Origin of the sequence: Kingella potus, assembly GCF_900451175.1 — a bacterium.
GTDB classification, from domain to species: domain Bacteria; phylum Pseudomonadota; class Gammaproteobacteria; order Burkholderiales; family Neisseriaceae; genus Neisseria; species Neisseria potus.
In genome coordinates, this window is sequence record NZ_UGJJ01000001.1 from 1,001,121 (window position 1) to 1,015,980 (window position 14,860).

The 14,860-nt window shown below is 58.4% G+C and carries 13 protein-coding genes; 8 read left to right on the forward strand and 5 right to left on the reverse strand.

The window, feature by feature from the left end:
• Window positions 1-57 precede the first annotated feature (57 nt).
• Window positions 58-792, reverse strand: coding sequence for a fumarate/nitrate reduction transcriptional regulator Fnr (fnr, locus tag DYE40_RS04570; RefSeq protein ID WP_115307932.1), 735 nt, complete (start codon window positions 790-792; stop codon window positions 58-60).
• A 143-nt stretch (window positions 793-935) separates the two neighbouring features.
• On the opposite strand from fnr, the gene hemN reads away from it, so the two are divergent.
• From hemN to pgi, 5 genes are all read left to right on the forward strand, one after another.
• Entirely contained in the window at window positions 936-2,342 is a 1,407-nt protein-coding gene (gene hemN, locus DYE40_RS04575) for an oxygen-independent coproporphyrinogen III oxidase (protein WP_115307933.1), read from the forward strand.
• A gap of 155 nt (window positions 2,343-2,497) precedes the next feature.
• Complete coding sequence (gene asd / locus DYE40_RS04580) at window positions 2,498-3,616, forward strand: aspartate-semialdehyde dehydrogenase (protein WP_115307934.1); 1,119 nt, start codon at window positions 2,498-2,500, stop codon at window positions 3,614-3,616.
• A gap of 132 nt (window positions 3,617-3,748) precedes the next feature.
• On the forward strand, window positions 3,749-4,399 hold the full coding sequence (yczE, locus tag DYE40_RS04585; RefSeq protein ID WP_115307935.1) for a membrane protein YczE: 651 nt from the start codon (window positions 3,749-3,751) through the stop codon (window positions 4,397-4,399).
• 326 nt (window positions 4,400-4,725) lie between these two features.
• On the forward strand, window positions 4,726-5,040 hold the full coding sequence (locus tag DYE40_RS04590) for a nuclear transport factor 2 family protein (RefSeq protein ID WP_245944059.1): 315 nt from the start codon (window positions 4,726-4,728) through the stop codon (window positions 5,038-5,040).
• 93 nt (window positions 5,041-5,133) lie between these two features.
• Complete coding sequence (pgi, locus tag DYE40_RS04595; RefSeq protein ID WP_115307936.1) at window positions 5,134-6,720, forward strand: glucose-6-phosphate isomerase; 1,587 nt, start codon at window positions 5,134-5,136, stop codon at window positions 6,718-6,720.
• A 245-nt stretch (window positions 6,721-6,965) separates the two neighbouring features.
• On the opposite strand, the gene DYE40_RS04600 is transcribed toward pgi, so the two are convergent.
• The 3 genes from DYE40_RS04600 to dnaQ all read right to left on the reverse strand — a co-directional run bounded on the left by DYE40_RS04600 (window position 6,966) and on the right by dnaQ (window position 10,386).
• The gene (locus tag DYE40_RS04600; protein ID WP_115307937.1) at window positions 6,966-8,339 is read right to left on the reverse strand and encodes a sodium-dependent transporter; all 1,374 of its coding nucleotides are present in this window, start codon (window positions 8,337-8,339) and stop codon (window positions 6,966-6,968) included.
• Between the two features lie 620 nt (window positions 8,340-8,959).
• On the reverse strand, window positions 8,960-9,649 hold the full coding sequence (gene ispD, locus DYE40_RS04605) for a 2-C-methyl-D-erythritol 4-phosphate cytidylyltransferase (RefSeq protein ID WP_115307938.1): 690 nt from the start codon (window positions 9,647-9,649) through the stop codon (window positions 8,960-8,962).
• Window positions 9,646-10,386, reverse strand: a complete 741-nt coding sequence (dnaQ, locus tag DYE40_RS04610; RefSeq protein ID WP_115307939.1) for a DNA polymerase III subunit epsilon — start codon at window positions 10,384-10,386, stop codon at window positions 9,646-9,648. Before dnaQ ends, ispD begins: the two co-directional genes overlap by 4 nt.
• Before the next feature lie 350 nt (window positions 10,387-10,736).
• On the opposite strand from dnaQ, the gene DYE40_RS04615 reads away from it, so the two are divergent.
• Together DYE40_RS04615 and DYE40_RS04620 are read left to right on the forward strand one after the other, a co-directional pair.
• Entirely contained in the window at window positions 10,737-11,213 is a 477-nt protein-coding gene (locus DYE40_RS04615) for an NGO0322 family iron-responsive protein (RefSeq protein ID WP_115307940.1), read from the forward strand.
• Between the two features lie 163 nt (window positions 11,214-11,376).
• Window positions 11,377-12,063: a pseudouridine synthase gene (locus DYE40_RS04620; protein WP_115307941.1), complete on the forward strand. Its 687-nt coding sequence runs from the start codon at window positions 11,377-11,379 to the stop codon at window positions 12,061-12,063.
• Window positions 12,064-12,343: 280 nt separating this feature from the next.
• Here DYE40_RS04620 and ffh read toward each other — a convergent pair whose 3' ends face one another.
• Entirely contained in the window at window positions 12,344-13,711 is a 1,368-nt protein-coding gene (gene ffh, locus DYE40_RS04625) for a signal recognition particle protein (RefSeq protein ID WP_115308290.1), read from the reverse strand.
• 108 nt (window positions 13,712-13,819) lie between these two features.
• Here ffh and DYE40_RS04630 point away from each other — a divergent pair, with 108 nt between their 5' ends.
• Window positions 13,820-14,626: a cytochrome C assembly family protein gene (locus DYE40_RS04630; protein WP_115307942.1), complete on the forward strand. Its 807-nt coding sequence runs from the start codon at window positions 13,820-13,822 to the stop codon at window positions 14,624-14,626.
• Window positions 14,627-14,860 lie beyond the last annotated feature (234 nt).

Genomic DNA, 14,860 nt, shown 5'->3' on the forward strand with positions numbered 1-14,860 from the left:
TCCGAAAAAAGAAACACGGCGCAGACGGAAAATCCGTTTGCGCCGTGTTTTCGCTTTTCAGACGGCATGCATGCCGCCGGATACCATTTGGTTGAGTATTTCCGGTTTCAGCAGCCGGATGTGTTTGTGTTCCACCGAAATCAGTTCTTCCTGATGGAAGCGCGACAGCGTGCGGCTGACCGTTTCCAGCTTTAAGCCCAAATAGCTGCCGATTTCTTCGCGCGACATGCGCAGGATGAAATCGTTTGCGGCAAACCCGCGATAGTGCAGCCGCCGCGACAGGTTGAGCAGAAAAGCGGCAATCCGTTCCTCTGCACGCATATTGCCCAAAAGCAGCATCACGCCCTGATCGCGCACGATTTCGCGGCTCATCAGGCGGAAAAAATGGTTTTGGATACTGGGGATGGTTTTGCCCAATTCTTCAATATGGGCGAACGGCAGTTCGCACACTTCGCTGTCTTCCAAGGCCACGGCATCGCAGCTGTGCGTATGCATGCAGATGCCGTCCATCCCGATCAGTTCGCCCGACATAAAAAAGCCGGTTACCTGATCGCGCCCGTCCTGTGTGGCGACGGTGGTTTTGAAGAAGCCGGTGCGGATGGCAAACAGCGAATGGAAAGTTGCGCCCGCGCGAAACAGAAACTCGCCTTTTTTCAGGCGGTGGCTTTGCTTGATGACGGTATCCAACTGTTCGAACTCTTTGGGGTGCAGGCCGACCGGCAAGCACAGCTCACGCAGCGAGCAGGACGAACACAGTGTTTTCATCGGTTGGTGCAAAGTGTGTGCTGCCATAAGTATCGTCCTTTATCTCTCTGATTTTTAAAGTCTTGGCCGGGTGTGTGCGGTTTGGGATTGACTCATGTCAAGGCGCGGGCGGCAAATTTGTGCGATTCTAGCAAACAAAGATAAATTTGACTAATATCAAATACCGACACATGAAAACCATACGCATAAACAACGCCTCCGCTCCCGAATTCGACCGCGAACTCATTTCAGCCCTTCCGTCCAGCGGCCCGCGCTACACGTCTTATCCCACGGCCGACCGTTTCCATCAGGATTTCGGCGAAGCCGAATATCTTGAAGCCCTTGCCCTGCGCGGTGCGGGTGCTTTGAACAAGCCGCTTTCCCTCTACATCCATATCCCTTTCTGCGACACCATCTGTTATTACTGCGGCTGCAACAAAATCATTACCAAAGACAAAACCCGCGCCGACGAATACTTGGAATACCTCGAACGCGAGATGGCATTGCTGGCCCCGCATCTGAACGGCAGCAGCCCCCTTGCCCAACTCCATTTCGGCGGCGGCACCCCCACCTTTCTTTCAGACGGCCAACTCGACCGTGTGTTTGCCATGATACGCCGGCACTTTACCCTGCTGCCCGACGGCGAATACTCCATCGAGATTGACCCCCGCAAAGTCAGCCGCGACACGGTGCGCCATCTCGGCCGACTCGGTTTCAACCGCATGAGTGTCGGCATACAGGATTTCGACCCCAAAGTGCAGCAGGCCGTCAACCGCATCCAGAGCGTGGAAGAAACCCGCAATGTGATCGAAGCGGCCCGCGAATCGGGTTTCAAATCCGTCAGCGTTGATCTAATCTACGGCCTGCCGCACCAGTCGCTCGAAAGCATCAGGCCCACCATCGACACGGTTCTCTCGCTCGATCCCGACCGACTCGCCCTCTACCATTACGCCCACCTTCCCCACATCTTCAAGCCACAGCGGCGTATCGACACCGCCGCCGTCCCGTCCAGCGAAGAAAAGCTCGACATCCTCCAATATGCCGTCCGCCGGCTCGGCGAAGCGGGTTACGTTTTCATCGGCATGGATCACTTTGCCAAGCCGGATGACGAACTGACCGTTGCCCTGCGCGAAGGCTTCCTGCAACGCAATTTCCAAGGCTATTCCACCTACGCCGACTGCGATCTTGTTGCCATCGGGGTATCCTCCATCGGCAAAATCGGCGGCACATACAGCCAAAACGCACGCAACATCGCCGACTACTACGCCGCTTTGGATGCAGGCCGCCTGCCCATCATGCGCGGCTACCGCCTCAATGCCGACGACCTCCTGCGCCGCAACATCATCCAAGACCTCATGTGCCGTTTCGCCCTCGACTACCGCGACTACGAAAGCACCTTCGGCATCCCCTTTGCCCGCTACTTTTCCGCCGAACTGGCCGATTTGGCGCAAATGGAGCAACTCGGCCTCGTCAGCCTCGGCAGCCGCAGTCTGGCCGTTACCGCCAAAGGCCGCTTCCTTATCCGCAACATCGCCATGGTATTCGACTACCACCTGCGCCACCGCGAAACCACCGCCCGCTACTCGCAAACCGTGTAAACGCACGACAGGCCGTCTGAAAACCGTCTTTCAGACGGCCTCCGAATCTTTACAGGCCGTCTGAAAATTCCGCCGCGCATAAAAAACTTTACTTTTCCCCCGCGCAGGTTTAAAAGGCGCGTTTTCCTTTTTTAACAGACAAACGGAGACACACCATGAAAGTAGGTTTCGTCGGCTGGCGCGGCATGGTCGGTTCGGTATTGATGCAGCGCATGCGCGAAGAAAACGACTTCGCCCACATTCCCGAAGCGTATTTTTTCACCACATCCAACGTCGGCGGCACAGCACCCGATTTCGGCCAAACCGCCAAAACACTGCTCGATGCAGGCAATATTGCCGAACTGGCAAAAATGGACATCATCGTAACCTGCCAGGGCGGCGACTACACCAAATCCGTCTTTGCCCCGCTGCGCGGCTCCGGCTGGAACGGCTACTGGATTGACGCTGCATCCTCGCTGCGCATGAACGAAGATGCCGTTATCGTGCTCGATCCCGTCAACCGCAACGTCATCGATGCCGCCCTGCAAAACGGCGTAAAAAACTACATCGGCGGCAACTGCACCGTATCACTGATGCTGATGGCGCTCGGCGGCCTGTTCCAAAACGACCTTGTCGAATGGGCAACCAGCATGACCTATCAGGCCGCCTCGGGCGCGGGTGCGAAAAACATGCGCGAACTGATTGAAGGCATGGGCGCGATTCACCAAGAAGTAGCCGCCGAAATCGCCGATCCCGCCGGCGCGATTCTCGACATCGACCGCAAAGTGTCCGACTTCCTGCGCAGCAGCAGCTACCCCAAAGCCAATTTCGGCGTACCGCTGGCCGGCAGCCTGATTCCGTGGATTGATGCCGATTTGGGCAACGGCCAGTCGAAAGAAGAATGGAAAGGCGGCATGGAAACCAACAAAATCCTCGGCCGAAGTGCCAACCCTGTGGCGGTTGACGGCCTGTGCGTGCGCGTGGGCGCGATGCGCTGCCACAGCCAGGCACTCACGCTGAAGCTGAAAAAAGACCTGCCCCTTGCCGAAATCGAAAGCATTTTGGCCGCTGCAAACGATTGGGTAAAAGTCATTCCCAACGAAAAAGAAGCCAGCATCAACGAGCTGACCCCCGCCAAAGTTACCGGCACGCTGTCCGTACCCGTCGGCCGCATCCGCAAGCTCGAAATGGGCGGCGACTACATCAGCGCGTTTACCGTCGGCGACCAACTGCTGTGGGGCGCGGCCGAGCCGCTGCGGCGCGTGCTGCGGATTATCTTGGGCAATCTGGACTGATTGCCTGAACCGTACCGGCCGCCGTTGCGGCGCAAAGCTGTCCGAAACCGTTATCCGGCGGATTTCGGACAGCTTTTTTTGTGTTACATTATAAATAATTTAATCAGAATAAAAACTTAGGAGGAACAGACCATGGCGGCAGGAAAAGCACGGGTTTTACCCGATGTGCCGTGGGCGGCGCGCAGCCTGTGGTCGCACGCGCCCAAGCCTTTGGCGGTATTGGTGGCGGCTTTGCTGCTGTGCGGCATCGGCGAAGGAATGCTGGTGCAGGCGGTGCTGGGGTCGTCGCCGTGGACGGTGCTGGCGCAGGGCGTGGCACGCCAGGGCGGCTGGAATCTGGGTTGGGTTACGTTCGGCATCAGCGTGCTGGTCATGCTGCTGTGGCTGCCGCTGCGTATGCGCCCGGGAGCCGGCACGCTGCTGAATATGACGCTGCTGGCGGTGTCGCTGGGCGTGTTCGTGCAGATTGTGCCGCCGCCGCAGGCCTTGTGGGCGCGTGTTTTGCTGTGTGCGGGCGGTGTGGCGGTGATGGGCGCGGCATCGGCGTTGTATTTGTCGTGCCGCTTGGGCGCAGGGCCGCGCGACGGGCTGATGGTCGGCCTGTGCATGAAAACCGGCTGGCGCGTCGGCATCGTCCGCAGCCTGATGGAAATATCGGTGTGCGGCGCAGGCTGGCTGCTCGGCGGCACGGTCGGCATCGGCACGCTTCTGTTCGCGTTCGGCGTGGGCTGGGTGGTGCAGTGGAGTTTGAATTTGATGGAGAGGTGTTTTTCACCCGGCTGAGCGGTTTGGCAAACAGGCAATGTCCATGCGGCAGCAGGATGAAACGGCAGGTCGTGCAGAATGGGCATAGACAGGGTGTTGAGGCCGTCTGAAAACGGTGCGGCGCGTTGCGGTAAAGACGGTAGCAAAGTTGCCATAAAATATGGCGGATGAGGCAGACGTTTTTTAATATGCGGGCGCAAGGCTGTTGCAGCGGCGCAAGCGCAGTTTTTCAGACGGCCTGACAATGCAGAAACACACATAAATAAAGAGAGCAAACCGTGAATCAAGACCAAGAGCTGATATAGGCCGTAGAGACCCTGATTGATGCAGGCTGCCACTACCGCTTGGACGAACTGGCGCAGTGTTACACGCCTGATTTGCAGATTGTTATTTTCCAGCCCGACGGCAGCTTTACCGCCTTTGACTACGCGCAAAACATGGCTTTTTTCCAAAACCTGCGCGACAGCGGCGCGGCCGCACTCAACACTGCCGTAAAGTTTTACTACGCGCAACGGCAGGGCGGCACGGGCTACGTCAGCGCCATGCGCCGCATGGATTTGGGTGCAGGCGAGCAGAACATCCTGTTTACCCTGATGCTGCGGCAGGAAGGCGGCAGATGGCGCGTATTCCGCGAACACGCCCACATTCAGGCAGCCTGAATGCCGCCGTAGCGGCGCAGTAGCCGTTTTAAAACTTATTTCACTATAATCCCGCCTTTTTGCAATTCCGCCCTTTGGCACGACAGGCACAACATGACGCACATTACCCGAACCGCCGCCTGGCAGGCACTCGAACGGCACCGCCGCGACACGGCAGGCCTTACCCTCCGCGCCCGCTTTGCCGCCGAACCCGACCGTTTCGAGCGTATGCACGTCCGGCTGCACGGCCTTTTGGCCGATTACAGCAAAAACCGCATCGGCGAAGACACCCTCGCCCTGCTGTGCGGCCTCGCCGACACCGCCCGCCTGCCGGAAAAAATGCAGGCCGTGCGGCGCGGCGACGCAGTCAATACCAGCGAAGGGCGCGCCGCCCTGCATACCGCCCTGCGCCTGCCGCCCGATGCCCCGCCCCTGTATGTGGCAGGGGAAAACGTCCTGCCTGTGTTGCAGCGCGAACTCGAACGCACGCTCGCCTTTGCCGACCGCCTCATCAGCGGCGGATATGCCAATTCAGACGGCCTGCCGTTTACCGATGTGGTCAATATCGGCATCGGCGGCTCCGATTTGGGCGCGCGCATGGCCGCCGAAGCACTTTCTCCCTACCGCAGCCGGCTGCGCGTGCATTTCGCCGCCAATGCCGACGGGGCGGAACTCTCCGCCGTGCTGGCCGGACTCGATGCCCGCCGCACCCTGTTTGTCATTGCCAGCAAAAGTTTCACCACGCCCGAAACCCTGCTCAACGCCCGCGCCGCCCGCGCCTGGCTGCGGCAGGGCGGCGTGTCCGAAAGCGTGCTGCCGCGCCATTTTGCCGCCGTTTCCGCCAATGCCCGCGCGGTGCGTGAATTTGGCATTCTCGAAGAAAACCGCTTTGCCGTGTTTGATTTCGTGGGCGGGCGTTATTCCGTCTGGTCGCCCGTCGGCCTGCCGCTGATGGCCGCCGTCGGATCGGAACATTTCCGCGCCTTTCTGGCCGGCGCACACGCGATGGACGAACATTTTTTCTCCGCGCCGCTGCGGCACAACCTTCCCGCCATCCTCGGCCTGATCGGTATCTGGTACAACAACTTCCACGGTGCGCAAACCCACGCCGTCGTTCCCTACACCCACCTGCTGCGCCATCTGCCCGCCCATCTGCAACAGCTCGATATGGAAAGCAACGGCAAAAGCGTTACCCTCGGCGGCGAACCCGTCGGCTGCGACACCGGCAGCATTGTGTGGGGCGGCGAGGGCGTAAACAGCCAGCACGCCTTTTTCCAGCTCCTGCACCAGGGCACGCGGCTGGTGCCGGTGGATTTCATCGTTCCCGCCAACACGCCGGAAGCCGCGCCGCACCGCCGCTTCACCGCCGCCAACGCCTTTGCCCAAGCCGAAGCCCTGATGCTCGGCAAACCCGCATCCGGTGCGGCTTCCTACGGCGGATTCTCGGGCAACCGCCCCAGCAACACCCTGCTTATCGACCGCCTCGACCCCTTTACGCTCGGCATGATTACCGCCCTGTACGAACACAGAACCTTCGTCCAGGCCGCCGTTTGGGACATCAATCCTTTCGACCAATGGGGCGTGCAATACGGCAAAACGCTGGCCGAAACCATTTTGGCCGAACTCGACGGCGGCACACCGCAGGCGCACGACAGCTCCACCGCCGCCCTGATTGCCTGTTTCCGCAAACAGGCCGTCTGAAAATACGGTGTGCGGCAATCCAAACCTTGCCGCCGTGCGGTGCGATGGCGGGGCAAAACGGCAAGGCACACAGCCGCCGGCGGTAAGGCCGGTAAGGTAAGGGCGTGGATTTTTATGTTGTCCCGCCCTATTTGCGGGTGCGGCGTGCGCCGTATGCCGACGCGCCGAAGCATTGAGGCCGTCTGAAAACCCCGTTTGCGGTTTTCAGACGGCCTCAATGCCTGATTACAGCCGGAAAAGGCCGCTCAGCCCGAAATGCCCAGCCATGCCTTCAAAGAAGCAGGGTCTATGCCCAGCGCGTTGAGGAAGACCAGCACGATGGCCACCGGAGCGATAAAGCGCAGGGTGTTGAGCCACAAGACGAGGACAATCTGCGGCACGGTGCTGCCTTCGCGCATATGTTCCAGCACCGCCGTGCGGTTTTGCAGCCAGCCGACAAACACCGACACGCTCAACGCGCCCAAAGGCATAATCAGCGCGGTAATCATGAAATCCCACAGGTCAAACAGCGTCTTGCCGAAAAACGTTACGTCTTTCATCACGCCGAACGACAATGCCGACGGGATGCCGACAAGGAAAATCGCCGTACCGATTATCCAAGTGTATCCCGCGCGTTTGCCCTCGTCTTCGCGGATGGCCGCCGCAATCACCGTTTCCAGCATCGAAAACGCCGAAGTCAGCGTGGCGAACACCACCAGCAGCATAAACACCGCAAACAGCACCGCGCCGAAAGGGATTTTCATAAACACCGCCGGCAGCACCACGAAAATCAGCCCCGGCCCCTGGCTGGGTTCGAAGCCGAAAGCGAACACGGCGGGGAAAATCACCAGCCCGGCCAGCAGCGACACAAACAGGTTCATCCACATAATGCTGTTGCCCGAGCGGAACAAATCCTGTTTTTTATCCAGATAGGCCGCGTAGGTAATCATGGTGGACACGCCGATGCTCAACGCGAAAAACGCCTGCCCCAGCGCGGTGAGCATGGTTTCCTGCTGCATATAGGACCAGTCGGGTTTGAGCAGGAAGGATACGCCCTCCATCGCGCCGGGCAGCGTCAGCGAGCGCACCGCCAAAAGCACAAACAAGACAAACAGCGCAGGCATCATGTAGCGGTTGGCCTTTTCGATGCCGTCCGAAATGCCGCTTTTCACCACCCACACCGTCATCAGCATAAACAGCCCCTGATAGGCCACCGATCCTGCGGGGTTGGCGATGGTTGCGCCGAATAGGGCGGCGAAATCCGCGCCCGTGTGGATTTCGCCCGTGAAAGCGTGTACCACATAATTGAGCACCCAGCCGCCGACCACGCTGTAAAACGACAACAGCACAAAGCAGGCGAACACGCCCAGCCGCCCCACCCACGGCCAGGCTCTGCCCTGCGACAGCACCTTGAACGAATCCACCGCGTTTTTGCCGCTTTTGCGGCCGATATAAAACTCGGCAAGCTGCACCGGCAGAGCCACCAGCACGGTAAACAGCAGAAACAGCAGGAAAAACACCGCGCCGCCGTTGGTGCCGGCGGTGTAGGGGAATTTCCAAATCGCCCCCAGCCCGATGGCGGAGCCTGCGGCGGACAAAATAAAGCCGATCTTCGACGACCAGCCGGAAGGGGTTTTCATAATGCGTGCCAACCTGATGTAAAAAAGAAGCGCGCGATTTTAACAAAAAGGCCGTCTGAAAAACCCGCGCCGCCGCCCGTAGCGGTGATTATGCAGCTTTCGTGTGTTCTTTGGCTTGAAATCAGCAGTATCAAGCTGAAAATTGGAATAACAAGACGGATAATTTTGCTTAAATAAGATAAACGGCATTTTATGCCGAAGAGGGCGCGGTTTCGGCGCGGGCAGATTTTGGCTGCGCCGAAGCTGTGCTTTCAGACGGCCTCCGAACGGCGCAAACCGCGTGCGTGGCTTGTGCCACACACCCTACATCGGTTCGACATCGGCCTGTTTCCGTTCGGGTAGGGTGTGCCGCCCCGAGGCGACGCACGCGGTTTATGGGCGGCGGCGTTGGAAAACAGAAAACGGCAGGCCGTCTGAAAACGCAGCTTCTGCCATGAAGGTAGAGTGTGTCGCACAGCGACGCACACGTTCTTTGTTTTACAGGCAGCTTTCCCGAACAATCCGCAAATCCGCGAGCGTTGTTGAGCAGCAAACCATACGCGTGGGCTGGCAGGACAAGCGGCAGAGGCCGTCTGAAAATACTGTTTTGCTGTTTTCAGACGGCCTCTGTGGCGGCGGGCTTACGGCGTTGGCCGCAAAAGCAGGCGGACGAGGGGTTCGTCCTGCGGCAGGGTGAGTTTGAGATTGCGGGCATCGCCTTCTACGAGCAGCGGGCGGATGCCGAGGCGTTCGACGGCGGAGGCTTCGTCGGTTATGCCGTCCAAATCGGGGGCGGACAGGGCGCGTTCGAGTAAGGCCGTCTGGAAAAGCTGCGGGGTTTGCGCCTGCCAGAGGCCGTTGCGGGAAACGGTGGCGGCGATGCGGTTTGTGCCGCCGCTGCGTTTGAGGGTGTCGGCCACGGGCAGGGCGAGGATGCCGCCTGCTTCCGCTTCGCCTGCACAGGCAATCAGGCGGCCAATGGCTTCCCTCGGCAGGCAGCAGCGGGCGGCATCGTGGACAAGGATGTTGTCGCACGGCGCAGCAATGTTTTGTTCCGCCAGAATCCGCAGGCCGTTGCGTACGGTTTCGGCACGGCTTGCGCCGCCGGCGCGGAAGATGCCGAGGCGGCTGTTTGCGGCCGTCTGAAAAATGCGGTCGTCCGCTGCGAGGATGACGGCGGTGTAGTGGATTTGCGGGTGGGAAAGAAAGATGTCCAGCGTGTGTTGCAGGACGGTTTTGCCGTGGATTTCAAGGTATTGTTTGGGCTTGTCCGCACCGAAACGCGTGCCGCTGCCGGCGGCGGGAATCAGGGCGATGTTGCGGCGGCTCATTCGGCTGCTTCCCGCGCTTCGGGCTGCCAGAGGCAGCGGCCGCCGGAGGCTTGGTTGAGTTCGCCGAGGATGGCGGCGTGGGCGGCAAGTTCGTCGGCATCGGCTTGGATGACTTTCAGACGGCCTGTACGCACGGGCGGGGCGGAAGCCTGCACGGTTTGGGTTTGCGTTTCTGCGTCAGTATCACCGCCGCCGACAAGGTCGAACTGTTCGCGGGTCATGGCGAGATAGACTTCGGCCAGCAGTTCGCAGTCGATTAGTGCGCCGTGGTAGACGCGCTTGCTGCGGTCGATGTCGAGGCGGTTGCACAATGCGTCGAGGCTGGCTTTCTGGCCGGGATATTTTTCCCGCGCCATAGCCAGCGTGTCGGTTACTTCGCAGCCGAGTTCTTCAATCGAGGGCAGACCCATGCGGGCAAATTCCATGTCGAGAAAGCCGACATCGAAACGGGCGTTGTGGATGATCAGCTCCGCGCCGCGCAGAAAATCGGCAATTTCCTGTCCGACGGCGGCGAATTTCGGGGCATTTTTTTCGGCCAGCACGTCAAGGGTCAGGCCGTGTACGGCGGCGGCTTCTTCGGGAATGTCGCGGTCGGGGTGGATATAGAGGTGGAGGGTGCGGTCGGTCAGCTGCCGTTTGTTCATTTCGATGCCGGCAAATTCAAGGATTCTGTCGCCACGGTCGGGGTAGAGGCCGGTGGTTTCGGTGTCGAGGATGATTTGGCGTTCGCGTGGCATATATATTCCTTTCCGGATAGGTGCAGCGGCATTTTACGGGACGGTCCGTCCTGCGGCAATGCGGCCGCCCGTGCGCAAACAGGGTGGCGGAAAGGACTTGCAGCTTCGCCGAAATGCTGTTTTCAGACGGCCTCATACCCCGAAATACGGCTCAAAATGCAGCAGACAGCCCATTTGTTGCGAACTTTTTTACCTTTGTATTCAGCATATTGAAAAATTTTAAATTAACAATAACAATTAACGTTTGATTTTGACATCGCAATTGGGTATGATTCGCTCCATTGAGTAAGGCGCAACGCACGAAACAGCACCAACGCCGCCGCAAGGCAGATTCCGGTAGGGAGAAAAAAATGTCAGAAACGATGTTCCAACTCTTTGCCTCAGATATTTTGCAGCTCCATCAACATACGTTTTCGTCTTGGCTGGCTGTTCCACGGGCAGAGGATGACGGCGAACCCGCCGTATTCAGCAGCGTATACGCCCATATCGACGGCCATTATTATTTTGCGGTACCCGAGCAATGTTCCGCTGTCGGTAGGCAGAACGGTATTGTGCTGATTGAAAACGAAGAATCCGATATTCGGCTGAGCTGGGTCGGGCAGACGCGGGAAGTGTCCTGCAAGGAATGCGTTTATCGCGATGCCTGCGCCGTGTTGCAACGCCGCTGCCGCTGCGCGGCCGATATTGAAGAGAACTGCCGCTTGGTTGAATTTTGCCCGGAGCAGGGACATTTGAGCATCGGTGGAAAATACGATTCGTCATTGTCGCCGCAGCTTCTGCAACGCGCCCTGTATCCTGCGGTGCGGCGCAAAGCGGCTGCGGAGTAGTTTGAAAGTTTTTGTTTTAAGTTTTTTTGTAGTTTAAGTTTTTTGGTAGTGGTTTGTGTTCCTTTTGCGCCCCTGTTTTCAGGGGCGGTTTTTTTTGTGCGGCTTTTTTCAGACGGCCTTTTCTGCAACAATGGCCGTCTGAAACCTTATCCGGAAGGAATATATGCAACTTGTCAAATACTTGCAGGCTCAGGGCATAGGCAGCCGCAGGCAGTGTCAGATACTTGCCGATAGCGGCCTCGTTGTCGTCAACGGGGAAACCGTGTCCGACGCGAAGGCCGAAATCGTGCCGGAAACGGTGCGTTCGCTGGACATCGGCGGCAAGCCCGTCTGTGTGATTCCGCTGCCTTGCTTCTATATTCTGCTGAACAAGCCAGCCGGTTACGAAACCTCGCACAAGCCGCGCGACTGGCCGAGTGTGTTTACGCTGTTTCCCGGAAATCTGCGCAATGCCGATATGCAGGCGGTGGGGCGTTTGGACGCGGATACGACGGGCGTGCTGCTGATTACCAACGACGGGCAGTTCAACCACCGCATGACTTCGCCCAAGCACCATGTTGCCAAACTCTACCGTGCCACACTCAAGCACGCGGCAGATGCTGCGTTTTGCGAACGGCTGGAAAGTGGCGTGCTGCTGCACGACGACAATGAAACCGTAGCCGCCGACGCAGCCGAGTTGTCCGACCCGCATACGCTGCTGCTGACCATAGGCGAGGGAAAATACCATCAGGTCAAACGCATGGTGGCGGCAGCAGGCAACCGTGTCGAGAAGCTGCACCGGCTGCGTTTCGGCGCATGGTCGGCAGAGGATTTGCCCGTCGGCGGGTGGCGGTTTGTCTCAATCGGATAAAGCGGTTTGCGCCAACCGTTTGTTCTGTTTCACAGCCGCTTGTGCTTTTTTCAGACGGCCTCTGTTGCAGCGTTTTAATATCCGCCCCGTCTGACAGACGTTTGCCTTCGGGCAAATATGCGAGTAAGACGTTTTCCCCGTAATGTGTTTGGCCATCTATACTTACCCCTTGGTATAGATGGTATTTTTTTGCCCGCACCATAGCAAAATAAAGGAAAGGCCGTCTGAAAATCTTTAACCAAGGTTTTCAGACGGCCTTTTGCCGTGTTTGTGCGCCGCCTTATTTCATGCCGGGAAACACGCCTTTCATATTTTTGGCCAAGCCCATCAGTTTGCGCATATTGTTGCCGCTGAACATTTTCATCATCTGCTGCGACTGCTCGAACTGCTTGAGCATTTTGTTCACCTCCTGCACCGTCGTCCCCGCGCCGGCGGCGATACGGCGTTTGCGTGCGGCTTTGATGATGGCGGGATTGGCACGCTCTTTCGGAGTCATGGAGTTGATGATGGCTTCCACATGCCCCATGGCTTTTTCCGCCGTGCCTTCGGGAATCTGCTTGGAAAGCTGGCCGATTTCGCCGGGCATTTTCGACATCAGGTTTTCCAGGCCGCCCATATTGCGCATCTGCTGGATCTGCATTTTGAAATCGTTGAGATCGAAACTTTTGCCGCGCCGCAGTTTTTTAGCCATTTCGGCGGCGGCGGCTTCGTCTATGCCTTTCTGTACGTCTTCCACCAGCGTCAGCACGTCGCCCATGCCGAGAATGCGCGAGGCGATGCGGTCGGGATGGAAGGCTTCGAGACCGTCGGTTTTTTCGCCGGTACCGATAAACTTAATCGGTTTGCCGGTAATTTTGCGCACCGACAAGGCTGCGCCGCCGCGCGAATCGCCGTCCATTTTGGTGAGGATGACACCGGTAAGCGGCAGGGCTTCGTTAAACGCCTGCGCGGTGTTTACCGCGTCTTGGCCGAGCATGGCATCGACGACAAACAGGGTTTCCACCGGGTTGAGTGCGGCGTGCAGGGCTTTGATTTCGTCCATCATTTCCTGATCGACGGCCAGCCGTCCGGCGGTGTCGACCATCAGCACGTCGTAGAAGCCGCGCTTGGCGTGGCTTAGTGCGGCAAGGGCGATGTCTACCGGTTTTTGCGATGTGTCGGACGGAAAGAAATCCACCTGCACCTGTTCCGCCAGCAGGCGGAGTTGTTCGATGGCGGCAGGACGGTACACGTCGGCGGAAACAAGCAGGATTTTTTTCTTTTTTTCCTGCGTTTTGAGCAGGCGTGCCAGTTTGCCGACGGTGGTGGTTTTGCCCGCGCCCTGCAAACCGGCCATCAGCACGACGGCGGGTGCGGCGGCAGCGAGGTTGAGACGGCTGTTCGCGCCGCCCATCAGTTCGACGAGGGATTGGTTTACGACGGTAATGAACGCCTGTTCCGCCGTGAGGTTTTCGCTGATTTCCCTGCCGAGTGCCTTTTCTTTCACTTCGGCGACGAAATCGCGCACCACGGGCAGGGCGACATCGGCTTCCAAGAGGGCGAGGCGCACTTCGCGCAGGGCGGGTTTGATGTTTTCTTCGGTCAGTGCCGCCGTGCCGCGTATGTTTTTGAAGACGGTATTAAAGCGGCCGGTAAGGTTGTCTAGCATGGGATTCCTTTTGAACGCTGCCACGCGGGCGGTGTTGTTTGATAAAATCGGCGCATTTTACACCAAGCGGCGCGTTTTGACGGATTGTCGCGCCGCCGGAAGAGTGCCATGCCGACTATGCTGATTTGTCTGACGTTTGTTTATGCCGCGCTGGCCGCTTTTGTGTGGTTTTGGCGGCTGAAAAGGGAGGCGGCGGATTATCCGCTGGGGCGGGAGCTGGCTGTGCTGGCCGCCGCGCTGCTGCCGCACGGCATCTCGCTGCTGCTGCCGGTGCTGGCGGGGCGGGTGTTGATACTCGGCTTCGGCTATGCCACGGCGGCGGTGGTGTGGCTGATGCTGATGCTGTATCTGGCGGGCAGTTTTTTCTACCGTTTGCGCGGTTTGCAGCTGCTGCTTTATCCGCTGTCGGCCGCGCTTCTGCTGGCCGCCGTGCTGTTTCCCGGCCATTCGGCGGCCTACCGGCTGGACGATTGGCCTTTTATGCTGCATATCGTGTCGTCGCTGCTGGCGTACAGCCTGTTCGGCATCACCACGCTGATTGCAGTGCTGATTCTGTGGCTCAGCCGCGATCTCCACCGCCACCGCCTTTCGCCGGCGCGTTCTTTTCTGCCGCCGCTGCTGAGTTTGGAAAAAATGATGTTCCAGTCGATGTGGGCGGGTTTCGCGCTGCTGACGGTGTCGGTGGTGAGCGGCACGTTTTTTTCCGAGGCGGTGTTCGGCCGCCCTTTTACTTTTACGCATAAAAACCTGTTCGGCGTGTTGTCGTGGTTTATTTACGCGCTGCTGCTGCTCAAACGCGTCATGATGTCGTGGCGCGGCAAGCGGCCTGCCTTGTGGACCATCGCCGGTTTTGTCTGCCTGATGCTGGCTTATGCGGGCAGCAAATTTGTCTTGGAAGTATTGCTGAACCGCTGAACAGGAGCCGCCCGTGTGGTGCGGGCGGCGTGTGTATGTGCATAAAGAAACAGGCCGTTTTTTGCAAAACGGCCTGTTTCTTTATGCTGTGTGGGCAGAGCCCGGTTTCTCTATTCTATTTTGATTCCTTTGCCAACTTGGCTTGGGATTTGTGCTGTGTACCAGCGTGTAGTGCAATATAGTTTAAATCATAACGGTTGGCAAGCGCGCAATCGTTGTTATCTTAACAAAAGC

Excerpts from the sequence above, each read along its gene's own strand:
- fnr (WP_115307932.1), bottom strand. The coding sequence starts at position 792 with ATGGCAGCACACACTTTGCACCAACCGATGAAAACACTGTGTTCGTCC.
- hemN (WP_115307933.1), top strand. The coding sequence starts at position 936 with ATGAAAACCATACGCATAAACAACGCCTCCGCTCCCGAATTCGACCGC.
- asd (WP_115307934.1), top strand. The coding sequence starts at position 2,498 with ATGAAAGTAGGTTTCGTCGGCTGGCGCGGCATGGTCGGTTCGGTATTG.
- yczE (WP_115307935.1), top strand. The coding sequence starts at position 3,749 with ATGGCGGCAGGAAAAGCACGGGTTTTACCCGATGTGCCGTGGGCGGCG.
- pgi (WP_115307936.1), top strand. The coding sequence starts at position 5,134 with ATGACGCACATTACCCGAACCGCCGCCTGGCAGGCACTCGAACGGCAC.
- DYE40_RS04600 (WP_115307937.1), bottom strand. The coding sequence starts at position 8,339 with ATGAAAACCCCTTCCGGCTGGTCGTCGAAGATCGGCTTTATTTTGTCC.
- ispD (WP_115307938.1), bottom strand. The coding sequence starts at position 9,649 with ATGAGCCGCCGCAACATCGCCCTGATTCCCGCCGCCGGCAGCGGCACG.
- dnaQ (WP_115307939.1), bottom strand. The coding sequence starts at position 10,386 with ATGCCACGCGAACGCCAAATCATCCTCGACACCGAAACCACCGGCCTC.
- DYE40_RS04615 (WP_115307940.1), top strand. The coding sequence starts at position 10,737 with ATGTCAGAAACGATGTTCCAACTCTTTGCCTCAGATATTTTGCAGCTC.
- DYE40_RS04620 (WP_115307941.1), top strand. The coding sequence starts at position 11,377 with ATGCAACTTGTCAAATACTTGCAGGCTCAGGGCATAGGCAGCCGCAGG.
- ffh (WP_115308290.1), bottom strand. The coding sequence starts at position 13,711 with ATGCTAGACAACCTTACCGGCCGCTTTAATACCGTCTTCAAAAACATA.
- DYE40_RS04630 (WP_115307942.1), top strand. The coding sequence starts at position 13,820 with ATGCCGACTATGCTGATTTGTCTGACGTTTGTTTATGCCGCGCTGGCC.